Annotated in this window: 19 protein-coding genes and 1 pseudogene; 11 read left to right on the top strand and 9 right to left on the bottom strand. The window is 69.8% G+C overall.

What is annotated here, in order from left to right; all coding sequences use genetic code 11:
- Positions 1–51 precede the first annotated feature (51 nt).
- Positions 52–1,035: a helix-turn-helix domain-containing protein gene (locus ACFHWS_RS13435; protein WP_416555121.1), complete on the top strand. Its 984-nt coding sequence runs from the start codon at positions 52–54 to the stop codon at positions 1,033–1,035.
- The gene (locus tag ACFHWS_RS13430; protein WP_416555218.1) at positions 984–1,424 is read left to right on the top strand and encodes a sigma factor-like helix-turn-helix DNA-binding protein; all 441 of its coding nucleotides are present in this window, start codon (positions 984–986) and stop codon (positions 1,422–1,424) included. The genes ACFHWS_RS13435 and ACFHWS_RS13430 overlap by 52 nt, the downstream gene beginning before the upstream one ends.
- Before the next feature lie 52 nt (positions 1,425–1,476).
- Here the strand turns inward: ACFHWS_RS13430 and ACFHWS_RS13425 are convergent, their stop codons facing one another.
- The 5 genes from ACFHWS_RS13425 to ACFHWS_RS13405 all read right to left on the bottom strand — a co-directional run bounded on the left by ACFHWS_RS13425 (position 1,477) and on the right by ACFHWS_RS13405 (position 3,786).
- Complete coding sequence (locus ACFHWS_RS13425) at positions 1,477–1,812, bottom strand: DUF6510 family protein (protein WP_416555119.1); 336 nt, start codon at positions 1,810–1,812, stop codon at positions 1,477–1,479.
- Position 1,813: 1 nt separating this feature from the next.
- Positions 1,814–2,566, bottom strand: coding sequence for a ferredoxin reductase (locus tag ACFHWS_RS13420; protein WP_416555117.1), 753 nt, complete (start codon positions 2,564–2,566; stop codon positions 1,814–1,816).
- Complete coding sequence (locus ACFHWS_RS13415) at positions 2,536–3,138, bottom strand: sulfite oxidase-like oxidoreductase (protein WP_416568287.1); 603 nt, start codon at positions 3,136–3,138, stop codon at positions 2,536–2,538. Before ACFHWS_RS13415 ends, ACFHWS_RS13420 begins: the two co-directional genes overlap by 31 nt.
- 85 nt (positions 3,139–3,223) lie before the next feature.
- Complete coding sequence (locus ACFHWS_RS13410; protein ID WP_278168906.1) at positions 3,224–3,538, bottom strand: type II toxin-antitoxin system PemK/MazF family toxin; 315 nt, start codon at positions 3,536–3,538, stop codon at positions 3,224–3,226.
- Entirely contained in the window at positions 3,535–3,786 is a 252-nt protein-coding gene (locus ACFHWS_RS13405) for a hypothetical protein (protein WP_278168905.1), read from the bottom strand. The genes ACFHWS_RS13410 and ACFHWS_RS13405 overlap by 4 nt, the downstream gene beginning before the upstream one ends.
- A 199-nt stretch (positions 3,787–3,985) precedes the next feature.
- Here ACFHWS_RS13405 and ACFHWS_RS13400 point away from each other — a divergent pair, with 199 nt between their 5' ends.
- The 4 genes from ACFHWS_RS13400 to ACFHWS_RS13385 are packed head-to-tail and all read left to right on the top strand — an operon-like array spanning position 3,986 to position 7,731.
- Positions 3,986–5,254, top strand: a complete 1,269-nt coding sequence (locus ACFHWS_RS13400) for an ABC transporter substrate-binding protein (RefSeq protein WP_416555113.1) — start codon at positions 3,986–3,988, stop codon at positions 5,252–5,254.
- A 31-nt stretch (positions 5,255–5,285) separates the two neighbouring features.
- Positions 5,286–6,245 (top strand): carbohydrate ABC transporter permease, encoded by a 960-nt coding sequence (locus ACFHWS_RS13395; RefSeq protein ID WP_416555111.1) that lies wholly within the window; start codon positions 5,286–5,288, stop codon positions 6,243–6,245.
- A complete protein-coding gene (locus ACFHWS_RS13390; RefSeq protein ID WP_416555109.1) occupies positions 6,242–7,114 on the top strand; it encodes a carbohydrate ABC transporter permease in 873 nt (290 codons plus the stop codon). Before ACFHWS_RS13395 ends, ACFHWS_RS13390 begins: the two co-directional genes overlap by 4 nt.
- Positions 7,111–7,731 carry a hypothetical protein gene (locus tag ACFHWS_RS13385; protein WP_416555107.1) on the top strand — a complete coding sequence of 207 codons (621 nt, stop codon included), beginning with the start codon at positions 7,111–7,113 and terminating at the stop codon, positions 7,729–7,731. The genes ACFHWS_RS13390 and ACFHWS_RS13385 overlap by 4 nt, the downstream gene beginning before the upstream one ends.
- Before the next feature lie 32 nt (positions 7,732–7,763).
- Here the strand turns inward: ACFHWS_RS13385 and sthA are convergent, their stop codons facing one another.
- Positions 7,764–9,167, bottom strand: coding sequence for a Si-specific NAD(P)(+) transhydrogenase (gene sthA / locus ACFHWS_RS13380; RefSeq protein ID WP_416555105.1), 1,404 nt, complete (start codon positions 9,165–9,167; stop codon positions 7,764–7,766).
- 238 nt (positions 9,168–9,405) lie between these two features.
- On the opposite strand from sthA, the gene ACFHWS_RS13375 reads away from it, so the two are divergent.
- The gene (locus ACFHWS_RS13375; protein ID WP_416555103.1) at positions 9,406–9,864 is read left to right on the top strand and encodes a hypothetical protein; all 459 of its coding nucleotides are present in this window, start codon (positions 9,406–9,408) and stop codon (positions 9,862–9,864) included.
- 30 nt (positions 9,865–9,894) lie between these two features.
- Here the strand turns inward: ACFHWS_RS13375 and ACFHWS_RS13370 are convergent, their stop codons facing one another.
- Complete coding sequence (locus ACFHWS_RS13370) at positions 9,895–10,671, bottom strand: serine hydrolase (protein ID WP_416555101.1); 777 nt, start codon at positions 10,669–10,671, stop codon at positions 9,895–9,897.
- Positions 10,672–11,098: 427 nt separating this feature from the next.
- Here ACFHWS_RS13370 and ACFHWS_RS13365 point away from each other — a divergent pair, with 427 nt between their 5' ends.
- On the top strand, positions 11,099–11,971 hold the full coding sequence (locus tag ACFHWS_RS13365; RefSeq protein WP_416555099.1) for an MEDS domain-containing protein: 873 nt from the start codon (positions 11,099–11,101) through the stop codon (positions 11,969–11,971).
- A pseudogene (locus ACFHWS_RS13360) lies at positions 11,925–12,386 on the top strand (ATP-binding protein); the annotation flags it as partial. The gene ACFHWS_RS13365 and the pseudogene ACFHWS_RS13360, both read left to right, overlap by 47 nt.
- Positions 12,387–12,446: 60 nt before the next feature.
- Here the strand turns inward: ACFHWS_RS13360 and ACFHWS_RS13355 are convergent.
- Entirely contained in the window at positions 12,447–13,490 is a 1,044-nt protein-coding gene (locus tag ACFHWS_RS13355; RefSeq protein ID WP_416568286.1) for a sodium:calcium antiporter, read from the bottom strand.
- A gap of 185 nt (positions 13,491–13,675) precedes the next feature.
- Between ACFHWS_RS13355 and ACFHWS_RS13350 the strand changes: the two genes are divergently transcribed.
- Positions 13,676–14,644, top strand: coding sequence for a sporulation protein (locus tag ACFHWS_RS13350; protein WP_278168894.1), 969 nt, complete (start codon positions 13,676–13,678; stop codon positions 14,642–14,644).
- Between the two features lie 133 nt (positions 14,645–14,777).
- Here ACFHWS_RS13350 and ACFHWS_RS13345 read toward each other — a convergent pair whose 3' ends face one another.
- Positions 14,778–15,491 carry a hypothetical protein gene (locus tag ACFHWS_RS13345; RefSeq protein WP_416568285.1) on the bottom strand — a complete coding sequence of 238 codons (714 nt, stop codon included), beginning with the start codon at positions 15,489–15,491 and terminating at the stop codon, positions 14,778–14,780.
- Positions 15,492–15,645: 154 nt separating this feature from the next.
- Here ACFHWS_RS13345 and ACFHWS_RS13340 point away from each other — a divergent pair, with 154 nt between their 5' ends.
- Positions 15,646–16,404 (top strand): glycosyltransferase 87 family protein, encoded by a 759-nt coding sequence (locus ACFHWS_RS13340; RefSeq protein ID WP_416568302.1) that lies wholly within the window; start codon positions 15,646–15,648, stop codon positions 16,402–16,404.
- The last annotated feature ends 157 nt before the right edge of the window (positions 16,405–16,561 follow it).

Genomic DNA, 16,561 nt, shown 5'->3' with positions numbered 1-16,561 from the left:
AGGCAGTTCGCGCCACCACGCATCGATCGTGCGCCACACTTCGGGGGTGTCATGCAGAACCATCCGCTCACCGCAGCACGCGAACGCCTGGGCCTGACCCGCCGGCAACTCGCCGACGCCGTCAACAAGATCCTCTACCCCGACCCCGGCCAGGCGGCGCACAGCGCCTTCACCGCCAACTACCTGGGCAAACTCGAAAACGGCAAGATCCGCTTCCCCGCCGAGGACTACCGCACGGCCCTGCGCATCGTCCTCAATGTCGACACCAACGACGAACTCGGATTCCGCAACCCTCGCACAACGGTACGGCAGGATGCTGCTGTTGTCGGATCGGAGATCAGTGCCGTCTCCGGCAACCGGAGGGTTGTGCCCGCTTTCCCGAGCGTAGGTAGCGCCAAAGGGCTGGTCGAGCAGCCCTCGGTCATCCTGGCCCGGATTCGCGAGAACAACGACGCGAGCGTCAACCACGCGCTGCTGGACACTCTGGATCTCTACGTTTCGGATGTCGTCGCCCGCTACGAGGAGGAAGGGCCACTCACGCTGGCCGCCGACGTGGTGCGGCAACGACGCTGGGTGCAGAGCCTCATCCCGCTGCGGATGCAGCCCAGCTACAGCGCCCGGCTGCTCACCATCGCCGGGCAGCTCTCCGGGCTGCTCAGCTACATGTCGGTCAATCTCGGCCGGTTCAGCTCCGCGCGGGCCTACGGGATCGAGGCGTTCCAGCTCGCCGACTACGCGGAGGACCGGGAACTCAAAGCATGGGTACGGGGCACACAGAGCTTCGCCGAGTTCTACGACGGGCAGTACCGCAAGGCGCTCGCCTACGCCGTGGACGGCCGCCGGTTCGCCAGCCGCGGAGCACAGGCGGTCCGCCTCGCCGTCAACGGCGAGGCACGCGCGCACGCGAAGCTCGGCCAGGCGCAGGAGGCAGAACAGGCGATCGGCACGGCTTACGAGGTGCTCTCGGACCTGTCGCCCGACCGCTGGCCACCCCCGGCTGGCCATCGACCAGCTCCGCTCGGCCCGGTCCCGTAGGGAACGCTACGTCGGCGAGTGGCTGCCCGAGCCACTGGTCACCGACCCCACACCGGCCGAGCAGGCGGAGATCGCCGATTCGCTGTCGCTGGCCTTTCTCGTCCTGCTGGAAAAGCCTGTCAGCGCAGCAGCGCGCCGCGTTCCTGCTGCGCGAGGTGTTCGACTACCCGTACCCGCAGGTCGCCGAGATCGTCGGTGCCGACGTGGACGGCACCCGGCATCTGGTCGCCCGGGCGCGCGAGAAGATTCGCGCGCGCCGACCGCGCTATCACGCCAGCCGGCGGCAACGCGACGAGCTTGCCCGACGGTTCTTCGCTGCCGCTCAGCAGGGCGACCTGCCGGCGTTGGAGCAGTTGCTGGCGCACGACGTGGCGCACTGGCTGAGGTGATCCGGCTCCGCCGTGCCGGGCGGCCCGGTCGGCACGGCGGAGCCGGGAAGGCTCAACCTGCCGGTACGGTGATCCGTAGGCTCAGCGCGCCGTGCAGGTCGAGCCAGACGTCGACCGGGCCGCGTACCAGCCGCAGCAGCACCCCGGTGCAGTGCGGGCAGCGGGCGACCAGGCCGGGCGCGTCGGAGTAGACCATCAGAGCGGCAAGCGGCCCGGCCCGCCCGCAGTTGGCGCAGCGGCCGATCGCGGTGGTGACGTCCACCGCGAATATCTCGCCCAGCGGACCGGCCAGCGCGTTACCGTCCAGGTGGTGCTCATCGGGTAGGTGGTGCTCGTCGATCAGGTGACGTCCGTCGGGCAGCACCGACGTCACGGGCTGGTCGGTCATGTCAACCTCCGGTGGGTCCGAATCGTTCGGTGCGGACGCGGCGGGGGTCGTGCCCGAGGGCGATCAGGATGTCGGCGACCGTCTCCACGAAGCCGGTCGGCCCGCAGACATAGCAGGCCGGTTCGAGCATGGCCGGCCAACCGTCGGTGTTGACCCGGGAGATTCCGATCCGGCCGACCTGGCCGGGCCGGCCCTCGGGCGCCTGCCGGGTGTAGACGTAGCTGACGTCGAGACCGGCGTCGTCGCGGGCGCGGCGGCGCAGCTCGTCGGCGTAGTAGACGTCGGCCGGGGTACGCACCGAGTAGATGAGCCGGAACGGTACCCGGCTGCTGGCGGCCCGTCGGGCGCGGATCATCGCCATCAGCGGCACGATGCCGGAGCCGCCGGCGATCAACAGCACCGGATCGGTCGTGTCCGGTCGCCACACGAACCAGCCGCCGACCGGTCCGCGAATCTCCACCGGGTCACCGACGGCGTACGGGCCGGCCAGGTAGCCGGAGACCTCGCCGTCGGACACCCGCTGCACGGTCAGCTCGACCCGGTCGCCGTCGGCCGCGTTGGCGATCGAGTAGCTGCGCTGTGCCTGGTAACCGTCGGCGGCGGTGAGCCGCACGTCGACGTGCTGGCCGGGCAGGTGTCCGGGCCAGTCCGGCACGTCGAGCAGCAGGGTACGGGCGGTCGTCGTCTCGTCGCGGACGGCGGCGAGGCGGGCCACCCGCCAGCTCAGTCGCCCTGGTACCGCTGCTCGCGCCATGGGTCACCGTAATCGTGGTAGCCGGCGGTCTCCCAGAAGCCGGGTTCATCGTCGGTCAGCAGCCGGATGCCGTGCGCCCATTTGGCCGACTTCCACAGATAGAGGTGCGGCACCAGCAGCCGGGCCGGGCCGCCGTGCTCCGGGCTCAGGTCGGCGCCGTCGTAGCGGTAGGCGATCCATGCCTGCCCGTGAAGCAGGCCGGCCAGTGGCAGGTTGGTGGTGTATCCGCCGTACGAGTGAACGAGGGCGTAGTCGGCGCTGGTGTCGATGTCGGCCAGCAGGGTGTCGAGGGAGACGCCGTGCCAGCGGGTGCCGAGCTTGGACCACTTGGTCACGCAGTGCAGGTCGACGGTGACGTCCTCACTGGGCAGGTCGAGCAGCTCCGGCCAGCTCCACCGCTGCTCGGTGCCGTCCTCGGTGGTGACCACGAACTGCCAGCCGGCGACGTCGATGCGCGGGGTCGGGCCGGCGGACAGCACCGGGAAGTCGTCGGTCAGATACTGTCCCGGCGGCAGGGTGGCAGCGCCGGGAGGACGTGGACGGCCCTGGAAACCGGGCGACACGATACCCATCGGACCGTCGTACCACCTGGCCGGGCGCTTCCGCCAGCGTCGGCGGGGATTGCACTCGTCCGAGGTGCCGGGCCGCGCGCACCTGTCAGAGGTCGAACAGGTCCCGCATCGCCTCTTCCAGTCGGGCCATGCTGGCACCGGTCACCATGCCGACCCGTTCCGCCCCGGAGCGGCCGGAGATGCGGCGCATCCGGTTGACCACGACGACTCCGGACAGCGGGTCGGTCTCGGCCAGCGGCACCACGAACGGCGGCAGGCTGGTGGCGCCGCGCTGGCGGACGATTGGCGCGCAGTACGGGGCGGCCCTGGGTCGCTCGTTGTGCGTGTCGCCGGACAGCACCACCACCCGGTAGCGCAGATCGGAGCGCTCGCCGACGGTCCAGATCTCGCCGCGGTTCACGCCGCGTCAGACAGGTCGGACCAGCCGGACTCCAGCGTGTCGGCGAGTTCGTCAAAGCCGTCCAGTTCGTCGCGGACCTCCGGGTTGGCGGCCAGCCACTCCTCGTGTGCCCGGGCGGCGTCGCGGCGTGCTTCCCGGCGGGCGGCCCGGTCGATCCAGTCGGAGAGCGTCATCCCGTCCCGTTCGGCAGCGGCCCGCGCCCTGGCCAGGGTCTGCGGGCTCAGCCGCAGGGTGACCATCTCTGCCATGTCGCGATGGTACGACCAGGGCGGCCGGTGTGCTGCCCCGGCCCGGCTCGGGTCGGCGGGCATGCCGCGGAGTTGTAACGTTCAAGTCAGCCATTGACGCACATGTAACTGACTCCTAACCTACGTTCACAAGCGCTTCCTCTGGCCCCCAAACACATCGTTACGCACCTGGTGGTCGGCTCAGATCCGGAGGTTTCTGATGGCAAGATTGAAACGATTCACCAAGTCGCTGGCCATCGCTGCTGCCCTCTCGCTGGTCGCCACCGGCACCGTCGCCTGCGGTGCCGACACCGAGTCGGGCGAGGTCGCGCTGCGCTACTCCTGGTGGGGCAACGCCGAGCGGGCCGACCTGATGCAGCAGGCGATCGACCTGTTCGAGGAGCAGAACCCGGGCATCACCGTGACGCCGAGCTTCCAGGAATACGAGGCGTACTGGCAGAAGCTGACCACCGAGACCGCCGGCGGCAACATGCCGGACGTCCTGCAGATGGACTTCTCCTACCTGCGCGAGTACGCCGACCGGGGAGTGCTTGGCGGTCTCGACGAGCACGTCGGCACCGACCTCGTCCTCGACGACCTGCTGGCCGGATTCGACGGCGCCGGCGCGGTCGACGACACGCTGTACGCGGTCCCGGTCGGCGGCAACACCTGGAGCATGTTCTACAACCCGGCGCTGTTCGAGCAGGCCGGGGTGCCCACGCCGGTGATCGGCTGGACCTGGGAGGACTACCACGCCGCGATGGCCACCATCAAGGCCGAGACCGGCACCTACGGCGGCGGCAACTACACCGGGGTAATCTACAACCTTGAGGCGCAGCTGCGTCAGGAGGGCGGGGCGTTGTTCACCGAGGACGGCCGCCTCGGCTTCAGCAAGGAACGGCTGGCGCGGTTCTGGCAGCAGGGCATGGACCTGATCGAGCAGGACGTGGTCCTGCCGGTGGAGACCGCCGTCCAGATCAAACCGGCCTCCCTGTGGGTCGACGACCTGGCCGCCTCCGACCTCAGCTGGGACAACTTCCTCACCCGGTACGCTGGCGAGACCGACACCGAGATCAGGCTGGGCCCGGTGCCCAGCAACAACCCGGGACAGCTCGGGCAGTACCTCAAACCGGCGATGCTGCTGAGCACGTCGGCCGGCACCGAGCACCCGGCAGCGGCTGCCAGACTGATCTCCTTCATGATCAACGACCCGGAGGTGGGTCGGATCTTCGGCGGCAACCGTGGCCTGCCAGCCACCAACGCCCAGCGGGACGCGGCCGAACTCGACGGGCCGCTGGCTGCTGTGGCCGCCTACGAGGAGACCATCGCCGATCAGCTCACCCAGGCACCACCGGCGCCTCCGCGCGGTGCCGGCAGCATCGAGGCAGCGTTCATCCGGATCAGCGAGGAACTGCACTACGGGCGGATCGGCGTGGCAGAGGCGGCCGACCAGCTCTTCGCCGAAGCCGAGGAAATCCTCGAGCCCTGATCCGTACGCGGTGACCAGCCCGAGGGTTCCGATGACAAGCTCCACCGTCGGCTCCGCCCGGCCCGCGGCAGCCGGCCGCCGTAGACCGGCGACGCCGCCATCGGGTCGCCGCAACGGCGACCCGGTGGCCGGTTACCTGTTCCTGTCCCCCTGGATCGTCGGCATGCTGCTGCTGACGGTCGGCCCGATGGCGGCCTCGCTGTACCTGTCGTTCACCGACTACAACCTGTTCACCACGCCGGGATGGGTCGGGCTGGACAACTACCGCCGGCTCTTCGACGACGACCGGTGGCTGCAGTCGGTCCGGGTCACCGCTGGGTACGTGCTGCTCGCCGTACCGTTGAAGCTCGCCGCGGCGCTGGCGGTGGCGATGCTGCTCAACCAGCGCCGCCGCGGCCAGGGCTTCTACCGGGCGGCGTTCTACGGGCCGTCGTTGATCGGCGCCAGCGTCAGCGTCGCCATCGTCTGGAAGGCGCTGTTCAGCGACGACGCGGTGGTCGACCGACTGCTGAGCTCGGTCGGTCTGGGCAGCGGCGGGTGGGTCGGCAATCCCGACTTCTCGCTGCTCATGCTGGTGCTGCTGGCGGCCTGGCAGTTCGGCGCGCCTATGGTGATCTTCCTCGCCGGGCTCAAGCAGGTGCCGGCCGAGCTGTACGAGGCGGCCGAGGTGGACGGCGCCGGCCGGGCGCGTCGATTCTGGTCGGTGACCCTGCCGATGATCTCACCGGTGCTGTTCTTCAACCTGCTGCTGGAGACAATCAACTCGTTCCAGATCTTCACCTCGGCGTACGTCATCGGCGGCCGCAACGGCAGCCCTGCCGGCTCGACCCTGTTCTACACGGTCTACCTCTATGACCGGGGCTTCACCGACTTCCGGATGGGCTACGCCTCGGCGATGGCTTGGATGCTACTGCTCGGCGTGGGGCTGGTGACCGCGATGCTGTTCCGAACCGCCCGTGGCTGGGTCCACTATTCGGGAGACGACCGATGACCCCCGCGTCTCGGGCGGCGGGTGCCGCCACCCGGCGGCGTCGCCTCGGCAGCGTCGGCTGGCATCTGGCGGCGGTGGCGCTGCTGGCGGTGATCCTCTACCCGGTAGTCTGGGTCGTCTCCGCCTCGTTCAAACCGTCCGGGTCGATCGTCGGCAGCCTGGAACTGTTTCCCCAGGAGCCGACGCTGGGCAACTACCAGCGGGCGGCCGAGGGCATGGCCGGTATCAGCGTGCTGCGGTTCTTCTGGAACTCGGCGGTGCTGGCGGTGCTCGCCGTGGTCGGGACGGTGGCGTCGTCGGCCCTGGCCGGCTACGCCTTCGCCCGGCTACGGTTCCATGGCCGTACCGTCCTGTTCGTACTGATGATCTCGACCCTGCTGCTGCCGTTCCACGTGCTGATCGTCCCGCAGTACGCGGTCTTCCAGAAACTCGCTCTGGTCGACACCTACGTGCCGCTGCTGGCCGGCAAGTTCCTCGCCGCCGAGGCGTTCTTCGTCTTCTTGATGGTCCAGTTCATGCGCGGCATCCCGCATGAACTGGACGAGTCGGCCCGGATCGACGGCGCTGGGCCGTGGGGCATCTTCTGGCACGTGGTGCTGCCGTTGTCCCGGCCGGCAATGGTCACCACGGCCATCTTCACCTTCATCTGGACCTGGAACGACTTCCTCGCCCCGCTCATCTACCTCAGCACCCCCGACAAGTACCCGTTGCCGTTGGCGCTGCAGCTCTACATCGATCAGACCACGCTGTCCGACTACGGTGCGTTGATGGCCATGTCGATGCTCGCGCTGCTGCCGGTCATCGGGTTCTTCCTGTTCTTCCAGCGTCTGCTGGTCGACGGGGTCGCCACCTCGGGGTTGAAGGGGTGAGCGCCACCGGCCGCGACGACCTCGCCACCGCCGCCGGAGCCGGTGTGCGTAACGCCCGCTTCGCGTTGTTCGGTGAGACCCTGCTGGTCGGAGTGCTGGTGCTGGTCAGCTTGCTGCCGCTGGTCACGCTGCTGGCCGCGCTGGCCGCCGGGTGCGCGCAGCTGCGGGCGTACATCGACGACACCGGCAGCACCCGGCTCGGTGCCTTCGGCGTACGGTTGAGGGCCGCGCTGCCCGGCAGCTGGCCATGGTCGCTCGCGGCGGTCGGGGCCGGGCTGCTGCTGTACTTCGACGCGGCGGTGGTACGCACCGGCCAGTTGCCCGTCGGTGAGCTGGTCGCGGCGGCCTGCCTGCTCACCGCGGTCGGCCTGGGCGCCCTACTGTTGCGGGCCGCCGCTGGCTGGCACCCGGGCGCAGCCTGGCCGGCGCTGCTGCGCGCCGCGGCGCGCACGCTGCGGACCGACCCGGGCGGTACGGTGCTGCTGACGCTCGCCCTCACCGGTCTGGTCCTGGTCACCTGGCAGCTGGTCCCGCTGGTGGTGCCGATGACCGGCTGTGTACTGCTCGCCGCGGTCGCGGTGCACCGCCGTCAGGCGGCACCGGCTGGACCCGACTGACCCTCCGGTCCCGTCGGATGGACAGCTGACGGTCAGTCGTGCAGCTGGGCGAGGTGCCGCATCTTGTTCATCGCGTCCAGCGCGGCGACCTTGTACGCCTCGGCAAGGGTCGGATAGTTGAACACGGCGTCGACGAAGTAGTCGACGGTACCGTTGCAGCCCATCACCGCCTGCCCGATGTGCACCAGTTCGGTGGCCCCGGTGCCGAAGATGTGCACGCCGAGCAGTTGCCGGCTGTCCGGGGCGACCAGTAGCTTGAGCATCCCGTACGAGTCGCCGACGATCTGCCCGCGGGCGAGCTCCCGGTAGCGGGCGACCCCCACCTCGAAGGGCACCCGGTTGTCGGTGAGCTGGTCCTCGGTGCTGCCGATGAAGCTGATCTCCGGGATCGTGTAGATGCCGATCGGTTGTAGCTGTGGCATGCCACGGGCTGGTTCACCGCAGGCGTGGTGGGCGGCGAGCCGGCCCTGCTCCATCGAGGTGGAGGCCAGGGCGGGAAAACCGATGATGTCTCCGACCGCGTAGATGTGCCCGGCCGTGGTCTGGAAGTTCTCGTTGACCTGAATCCGGCCCCGGGCGTCGGCGGTCAGGCCGGCCCGCTCCAGATCAAGGTCACCCGCAACGCCCTGGCGCCCGGCGGAGTACATCACGGTGTCGGCGGCGATCCGCTTGCCGCTCTCCAGCACCGCGACCGCCCCGCGCTGGTGGCGCTGCACCGACGCCACCTCCTCGCCGAAACGGAAGGTGACAGCGAGGTCACGCAGGTGATACTTGAGCGCTTCGACGATTTCCAGGTCGCAGAATTCGAGCATCCGGTCCCGCCGCTCCACCACGGTGACCTCGGTGCCGAGCGCGGCGAACATCGAGGCGTACTCGATGCCGATCACCCCGGCTCCGATCACCAGCATCGACTGCGGCACCTGTTCGAGGTTGATGATGCCGTCCGAGTCGATGATGGTCCGCTCGTCGAAGTCGACGCTGGCCGGGCGGGCCGGGCGGGTACCGGCCGCGATCACGATCTTCTCGGCGGTGACCTTGTTTCCGTGGCCGGTCGCATCGGTCACCACCACGGTGTGCGCGTCATCGAACCGTGCCGTGCCGGTCATGATCCGTACCCGGTTGCGGGTCAACTGGCTGCGGGTCACGTCGATTTCGCGCCCGATCACGTGCTGGGTCCGGGCAGTTAGGTCACTGACCGTGATGTGATCCTTGACCCGGTAGCTCTGACCGTAGACCTCGCGCTGGTTGAGGCCGGTCAGGTAGAGGACGGCCTCGCGCAGGGTCTTGGAGGGGATGGTGCCGGTGTTGATGCACACGCCGCCGAGCATGTGCGCGCGCTCGACGACCATGATGCTCCGGTCGAGCTTCGCCGCGGCGATCGCCGCCTTCTGTCCACTGGGGCCGGATCCGATCACGAGCACGTCGACGTCATACACCGACCCAGTGTGACAGGCCCGGGTTTCCGGATGCTTACGACCACCCCTGTCCGTCCGGACGACCTGGGGCGATAGACGGGTTGCCTTCCGCAGCGAAAAGCTTACTATGGGGCAGCACATGAAGGCAACGTGTATGAATATATGATGGCACGGGCGTTGATGTCCGCTATGCCGTAAGCCACCGCTTCCCTCTCCAGTCGGAGCTCCGCCCGCCCAGTCGGACCTGAGAGGCACTACCGTGAGCCACCCCTACCGCACCTCTGCTGACCACTCCGGATTCTCCCCCTCCCGCCGCTCCCGCCGCCGGCCCGTCTGGCTGTGGATCACCGCGCCGGTCCTGCTGGCCGTCCTGGTCATCGGGATCGGCGCGCTGACCAGGGGCGAGCAGTCGCAGGCGACGCCGACGCCGACAATCGACGAGAGCACGTCGCAGACCCCACCGGCCGACACCGAAGGCTGGCAGGCGTGCCAGGACCTACGTGAGATCAGCGCGGCCGAGCTCGACCACGACGTCAATCGGGAGATCGGCCGGCAGGCACAGGCGTCGACCGACGCCACGCTGGCCGCCCGTGGAAAGGACCTGGTGGACGCCGCCCGGGCCGCCGCCGACCAGGAGCCGATCGAGGGGAACCTGACGATCTCGGCCGCGCAGGTCGACCTGCGCGAGGCCTGCGACCGGGTGTTCGGCCCGGCCTGACCCGACGGACAGGTGCCGGCCAGCCGGGGGCTAGCCGGCCGGGGCCGGCCGGCGCCACGTGTCGAAGGCGATTCGCACCGCCTGTTCCACCGCCGCGATGCCGGCATCCAGCGAGTCGTGGTGGTCGGACAGCACCGCCACCAGCCAGTCGTGGTCGTCCTCGACGATCCGCCCGATGCTGTTGACCAGCCAGCGTCCGTCATGATCGTCGACGGTGTCCCAGCCGTTCTTCACCCAGGTACGGGAGCCGGTCGTACCGGCACCGACCGGCACCCCCCACCGCTGTCCATCGACCACCCGACGCATCAGGTCCAGCACCAGGCCCCGCTCCGCCGGTCGCAGCGGGCTCTCCTCGTCGACCAGCACTCGAAGCAGCCGGACCTGGTCGGCTGAGGTGGTGACAGTCGTTCCCCAGGCCGACCTCGGTCGGGTCCGGGTCAGGCCCAGCTCGGTGTTGACCCGGTCCAGTCCGGAGACGCCGCCGATGGCGGCGAAGAGTTCACTGGCCGCCGCGTTGTCACTGGCTGTGATCATGGCCTCGGCCCGGTCGCGTTGCACGGCGGTCAACGGGATCCCGCCCCGGTCCAGCAGCAGGGCAGTGAGAATCTCCACCTTGACGATGCTCGCCGTCTGAAACTGGAGCTCGTCACCGGTACGGAACCCGGCCCCGGTGCCGCGCTCGACAGCCGCGAAGCTGAACTGGCCGGGCAGGCCGGCGGCGTACTCGCGTACCTGTCGGGCCGCCAGCGCCGCCCGGCGGCGCTGCTCCACCACGACGTCCGGGGTCGGCACCGCAGAGGTCGGCACGGCCACTACCGTACCCGGCCCGCCAGCGGCCACCCGACCGCCGGTCACCGGCAAACCGGCGGCAGCCCGCCACCCATAGCCGAGGCCACCTGCGGCGAGCAGGCCGGACAGGCCGAAGCCGAGCAGTGACCGACGAGATGTTCCGCCACGGGAGTCGGCGCGTCGGCCGGACGTCGCGGTTCGCCGGGCAGGGTGCCGGGAGTTCCCGGACCGGCCGGACCGATCCGCGAGGCGACCACTAACCGGGCCTTCTCCGATGATCACGTGGGCCCCCAGATCCGGTGCTGTCCGCTCTACCACCGGTGGTACGGGCATCGCACGGCGGACGTTCAAATCGACGGCTCAACGGAGGGCGTGTCCGGGTGCGACCGGGGGCAACGCATAAGGTGGCGGGCATCCTCCCTAAGACGGACAAGGCGGATCGACGATGGCGGACACGGCTGCGGTTGGCACGCTCGGCGCTGGCGACCATGCCTGTCTCACCTTCTCCGACCAGGAGGAGCGACTGGACCTGGTGGCGGCCTTCGTTCGTCGCGGGCTGCGGGCCGGGCAGAAGGTGGTCTGCTGGACCGACTCGGTGAGCCCGGACGAGCTCGCCGGTGAGCTGCACGACCGCGCGGTACGGCCTGGATCGGCCCTGCGCCGGGGCCAGCTGCGCATCGTCTCGGCCACCGAGTCGCTGCTCGGCGGGGCAACCGCCGACGCCGGGGCGATGGTGCGGACACTCGCGCGGGAGGCGCGCCAGGCCAGCGACGAGGGGTACGCCGGCCTCCGGGTGACCGCCGACATGTGCTGGGCGACCCGCCCGGCCGCCGCAGCCGATCAACTGGTCGAGTTCGAGACGCTGGTCGCCGACCTGTTCGCACACGGCCAGCTCTGTCTGATCTGCCAGTACGACCGGGAGCGGTTTGACGCCGTCACGCTGGCGTTCGCCGCCCGGGCCCATCCCCGGACCGTCGCCGCTCAGGTCTACCTGGAGCATCCGCTGCTGCGGGTCTGCCGGCAGTACAGCCCGGCCGGCCTGCGCATCGCCGGTGAGCTGGACTACCGGCACAAGGATGTGCTCGAGTTGGCGCTGGCCGAGTCGGTACGGATCGACCGCCACCTGCACATCAACCTGACCGGGCTGGACTACATCGACGGAGCCTGCGCCGGGATCATCCTGGCTGCCGCTCGGGCGTTGCCGGGATCGCGCCGAATGACGGTATCCTGCCGCCGGCTGGTCGGTACCGTGCTGTCCCTGGTCGGCGCGGATGACGTGGCTCAACTGCGGGTACAGAGACGCCATGAGCAGCCCTGATCCCACCTCGCTCGGCATCGGGGGACGGCCGACGGGCACTCCGTCCCCGGCCGGTGCCGTTGACCAGCCGTTCGACCGGGACGGTCTGTACGGCCTGCGGGCTACGCTCAGCGCACACGCTCCCGGGCTGGGCATCTCGGCCGAGCAGACCGAGCATCTGCTCATCGTTGCCGGGGAGCTCGCCACCAACGCGTTACGCCACGGCGGCGGCAGTGGCCGGCTCCGGTTTTGGCGCCGCGACGACATCCTGTACTGCCAGGTCAGCGACGGTGGACCGGGAATGCGTGACCCGCAGGTGGGAACCGTTCCGCCGGACCAGGCGCGGGCCGGTGGTCGGGGGATCTGGATCTGCCGGCAACTCTGCACGGAGTTGATCATCGATCGTGTCGAACCGGGGCCGGGGGCGGTGGTTACCGCAGTGATCAGCCTGGCCCGGCCGGCCGGTGACCGACGATCCGGGGCGCTGATGCTGGTGTCAGAGGGCCAGGACCGCGACCACGGCGAGGTAGCCGCCGAACAACAGGGTGCCTTCGAAGCCCAACCGACCCCAGCCGCGGACCTGCCGGGCCAGCAGCCCACCGAGCAGCACCGTGGTCATCAGTAGCGCGGCAGAGGTGAGGAACAGTTCGTCCGGACCGGCCGCGTGGTAGATCGACCCGGGGCGGTAGAAGACATCAGCGACCACCAGGTTGAGCGCGTCGAGGCAGTTGCCGCCGAGGACGGCCGCGACCGCGAGGGTCACCGCCCCGCGCCGTACCGCCGCGATCGCGGTGATCGTCTCCGGCAACGCGTTGACCAGGCCCATGAGCACCCCGCCGACGAATCCGGCCCGTAGCCCGGTCGCCTGCACCAGGCTCTCGGCGGCGAGTGCGGTCAGCCAGCCGCTGGCGGCGACGGCCAGCCCGACGAGAGCGAACCGCACCCACAGCCGACGCAGTGGACGGTCGTCGAGGGGACCGTGACTCTGCGGCAGATCCCGGCGGGTCTCGTTGGTGTCGACGGCTTGCCAGTAGGGCGTAACGTCGGTGGAGTGGACGATCATGACGCCGCCGAGGTAGCAGCCGATCATGATCATCGAGACCGGGTGGACGCCCGCCACCGCGCCGTCCGGGGTGTAGGTGGCCAGCAGCGCCAGGGCCAGCAGCGCCAGCAGCAGGCAGCCGAAGAGCAAATTGGACAGCGAAGCGGCGGCGTGTTCGAGGTTGACCCGCCGGTAGAACAGGTCGGCCACCGCGATTGCGGTGGTCTGCGCAGCGATGCCGCCGACGGCGTTGCTGTAGGCCAGTTGCGGAGCGTCACTAGCCGCGGTCACCGCAGTCATCACGATCCCGGACAGCGACGTCGCCAGACCAAAGAAGACCGCACCGAAGACCGCTTCTCCCCAGCCAGTCCGGTCGGCGAGCGCGTCACCCACGGCGACGAGCCGGATCCCAGCCGCCACCGTTACCACTCCGGCGATCGCGAACGCGGCTATCGACCAGGAGACAGGCCAGTCCGCCGTCACCAGGAAATCCGGCATAGACGCATTTTTTCACATGTCCCGCAGTCGCGTGCGATAACCGGACCACGCCGACAACCGCCCACGACAACCCGCCACGATAGATCAGGATAAACTGAACACCTGCCATTATATCCACACTGGATGCCCCGAATGCCGGTACCGGCAGGGCACGGTCCGTCAACCGAGAACCGAGAGGAATGTACGTGGTATTCAAGAAGATGCTGGGCGCTCTTGGAATCGGCGCTCCCAGCGTCGACACGGTGCTACAGAACCCCAACGCCCGGCCGGGCCTTGCCCTCACCGGGCAGGTGAACATCACTGGCGGCAGCCACGACGTGCAGCTGGACCAGATCACGGTCAGCTTGGTCACCCGGGTTGAGGTGGAGGCCGGCGGCGAGGACCACAACGCCCTGGCCGAGTTCCACCGGTTCCCTGTGTCCGGCGGCATCCACCTGCGCGAAGGCCAGCAGTTGTCGTTGCCCTTCCAGTTCCCGGTGCCGTGGGAGACCCCGGTGACCGACCTCTACGGGCAGCGCCTGCACGGCATGACCATGGGTCTGCGGACCGAGGTCGCCATCCCGGGGGCGATCGACCGAGGCGACCTCGATGCGGTGCACATCTACCCGCTGCCGTTGCAGGAGCGCATCCTGGAGGCGTTCGCCCGGCTTGGCTTCGCCTTCAAGGGCGCCGACCTGGAGTACGGGCGGCTACACGGCGTGCCCCAGACCCTGCCGTTCTACCAGGAAATCGAGTACTACGCCGCACCCCAGTACGCCGGCGGCATCAATGAGGTCGAGCTGACCTTCGTGGCCAGCGAGTACGGCATCGACGTCGTGCTGGAGTTCGACAAGCGCGGTGGTCTTTTCCGGCCGGGGCACGACTCGTACGGCCGCTACCGGGTCAGTCACACAGACGCCGACCAGGTGGACTGGACCGCCCAGGTCGACACCTGGGTCCGCCAGGCCCTCTCCCAGCGCCAGTCGCTGATCGGCGGGTACGGCGCGCCCGGTGGGCATTACGGCGGGCACCATGGCGGGTCGGGAATGGGTGGGGCCGTCGCCGGCGCGGTCGGTGGCGCCGCGCTCGGCTTCGCCGGCGGGATGATCGCCGGCGAGGTCTTCGACTCGTTCGGCGGGGACGACGACTCGGGTGAAGAGTTCGAGGAGGAGTGACCATCAGCCGGGCGTTGGTGCCCCGGTCGGGGCACCAACGCCCGGCGACGCGGCGTCGCTACCAGGTCACCGCGGTACCCGGCACACAATCGAGAGAGATCCGACCCGCGCCGACGTTATCCACTGCGGACACTCACCACCGATGGGTTCGGCAGTTCGACTGGGTCATTCGACAGCTGACGTTGCAATGCTGAGCGATATAGACGTAGGTTGAGGTCAGCCGACCGACGTACAAGGCCAACCCGTTCCGAGCGGCGGCATTCGGTACGACCGGCGAGGGTGACGACTTTGCGTATCCGGGTCCTCGGTCAGATCCCCGGGCGGTGAAACCGGCCGGGCAACGCCCGAACCGGCACCGGCCCAGCTGCCAGCCGACATCCCCGACTTCACCGGCCGGATCACCGAGTTGGCCGAGCTCGACCAACTGCTCGACGACGCCCACGGGTGGACCGACGACGTGGACCGGTCGCCGGTGGTGACCATCGCCGCAGTGTCCGGCACCGCCGGCGTCGGCAAGACCGCGCTCGCCGTCCGCTGGGCGCACCGGATCCGGCACCGGTTCCCCGACGGCCAGCTCTACGTCGATCTGCAGGGCTACGACGCCGAGCAGCCCGTCTCCCCGGGCCAGGCCCTCGCCGGCTTCCTGCGGGTAGCCGCGGAACTGGCGGCCACCCGCCCCACCGCGCCACTGGTCGAACTGGTCCGCGGACTCGCCGATCAGCACCGGCGCCTCGATCTGCTCGACGCGGGTGGCGACCGGCGCACCGGCGTACGCGCGGTGTTCTCCTGGTCCTACCTGCATCTGCCGGCCGACGCCGCCCGCGCGTTCCGGCTGCTGGGGCTGCATCCCGGGCCTGGGCCTGGCCACCGCTACGGGATGCACGACCTGCTCCGAGCGTACGCCGTGGACCTCGCCGGCCGGCAGGATTCACCGGTCGACCGGCACCAGGCGATGACCGTCCTGTTCGACCACTACCTGCACACCGCCGCAGCCGCCATGGATTACTCTTCCCCGCCGAGCGACACCGGCGGCCGGCGGCGACCGGCCCGAGCGTCGCGGCGCGGCCGCTGCCCGACGCCGTCGCGGCCCGGACCTGGCTGGAGCAGGAGCGGGCCAACCGCCGACCGACTCGAACTGGTTCTGGACCGGCGGGCTGCTGGACACCGACCGGGTCACCGGGGATCCCCGGACCGTCCTGAACCAGTCGTTGTCCGGCGCGGTGACCCGGGTGCTGGACGAACCGCGGCCTGGTCTGCCGTGGCTGGTGATCGCGGTGCTGGTCGGCGCGGCCGGGATGACCGTCGCGGTCCGCTGCGCGCGGGCCGGCGACGAACTGCTGGCGGTGCTCGCCTGCGCGGCCACCGGGCTGCTGGTCTCCCCTGTCTCCTGGCACCACCACTGGGTGTGGTGGGTGCCGGCGCTGCTGGTCCTCGGCGGTGACCAACGGTGGTGCGGCCGCAGGTCGACGATCCTCACTGCCGCCGCCGGCTGGCTGGTCCTGGCGGGCAGCACGAGCTGGGTACTGGCCAGTCCGGGCGGGTGGGACCTGCACTTCTCCGGGCTCGGGCTGATCTACAGCAACCTGTACGTGCTGCTGGCGCTCGGTGGGCTCGGGCTGCTCGGTAGGCGGGTACGGCCGGACCGGACCGGGCCCCGGCGGCGGGCGGCGGCAGCGGTGGGGCCGGTCGAGGCGGCTGCGCCGGTTATCTGCCCGATGGCACCGAGACCTGGTCGGCCAGCGAGATCGAGGCGTCGGTAGCGCACAGCGCCCGCCGGGTCGCCCAGCTCACCAGCAGCGTTGCCGGTGCCGCCGACGGCCCACTGCCGGCGGACGCTGCCGCCGCGATCCGGGCCTGGTACGACCGCCGGCTGGCCGCCACCCAGCTGGGCTGATAACCGGTCGGGTCGGTGATTGG

Source organism: Micromonospora sp. LOL_013 (assembly GCF_048060315.1).
Lineage (GTDB): Bacteria > Actinomycetota > Actinomycetes > Mycobacteriales > Micromonosporaceae > Micromonospora_E.
The sequence above is the reverse complement of the archived record's forward strand: the minus strand, read 5'-3'. Positions and strand labels throughout refer to the sequence as shown.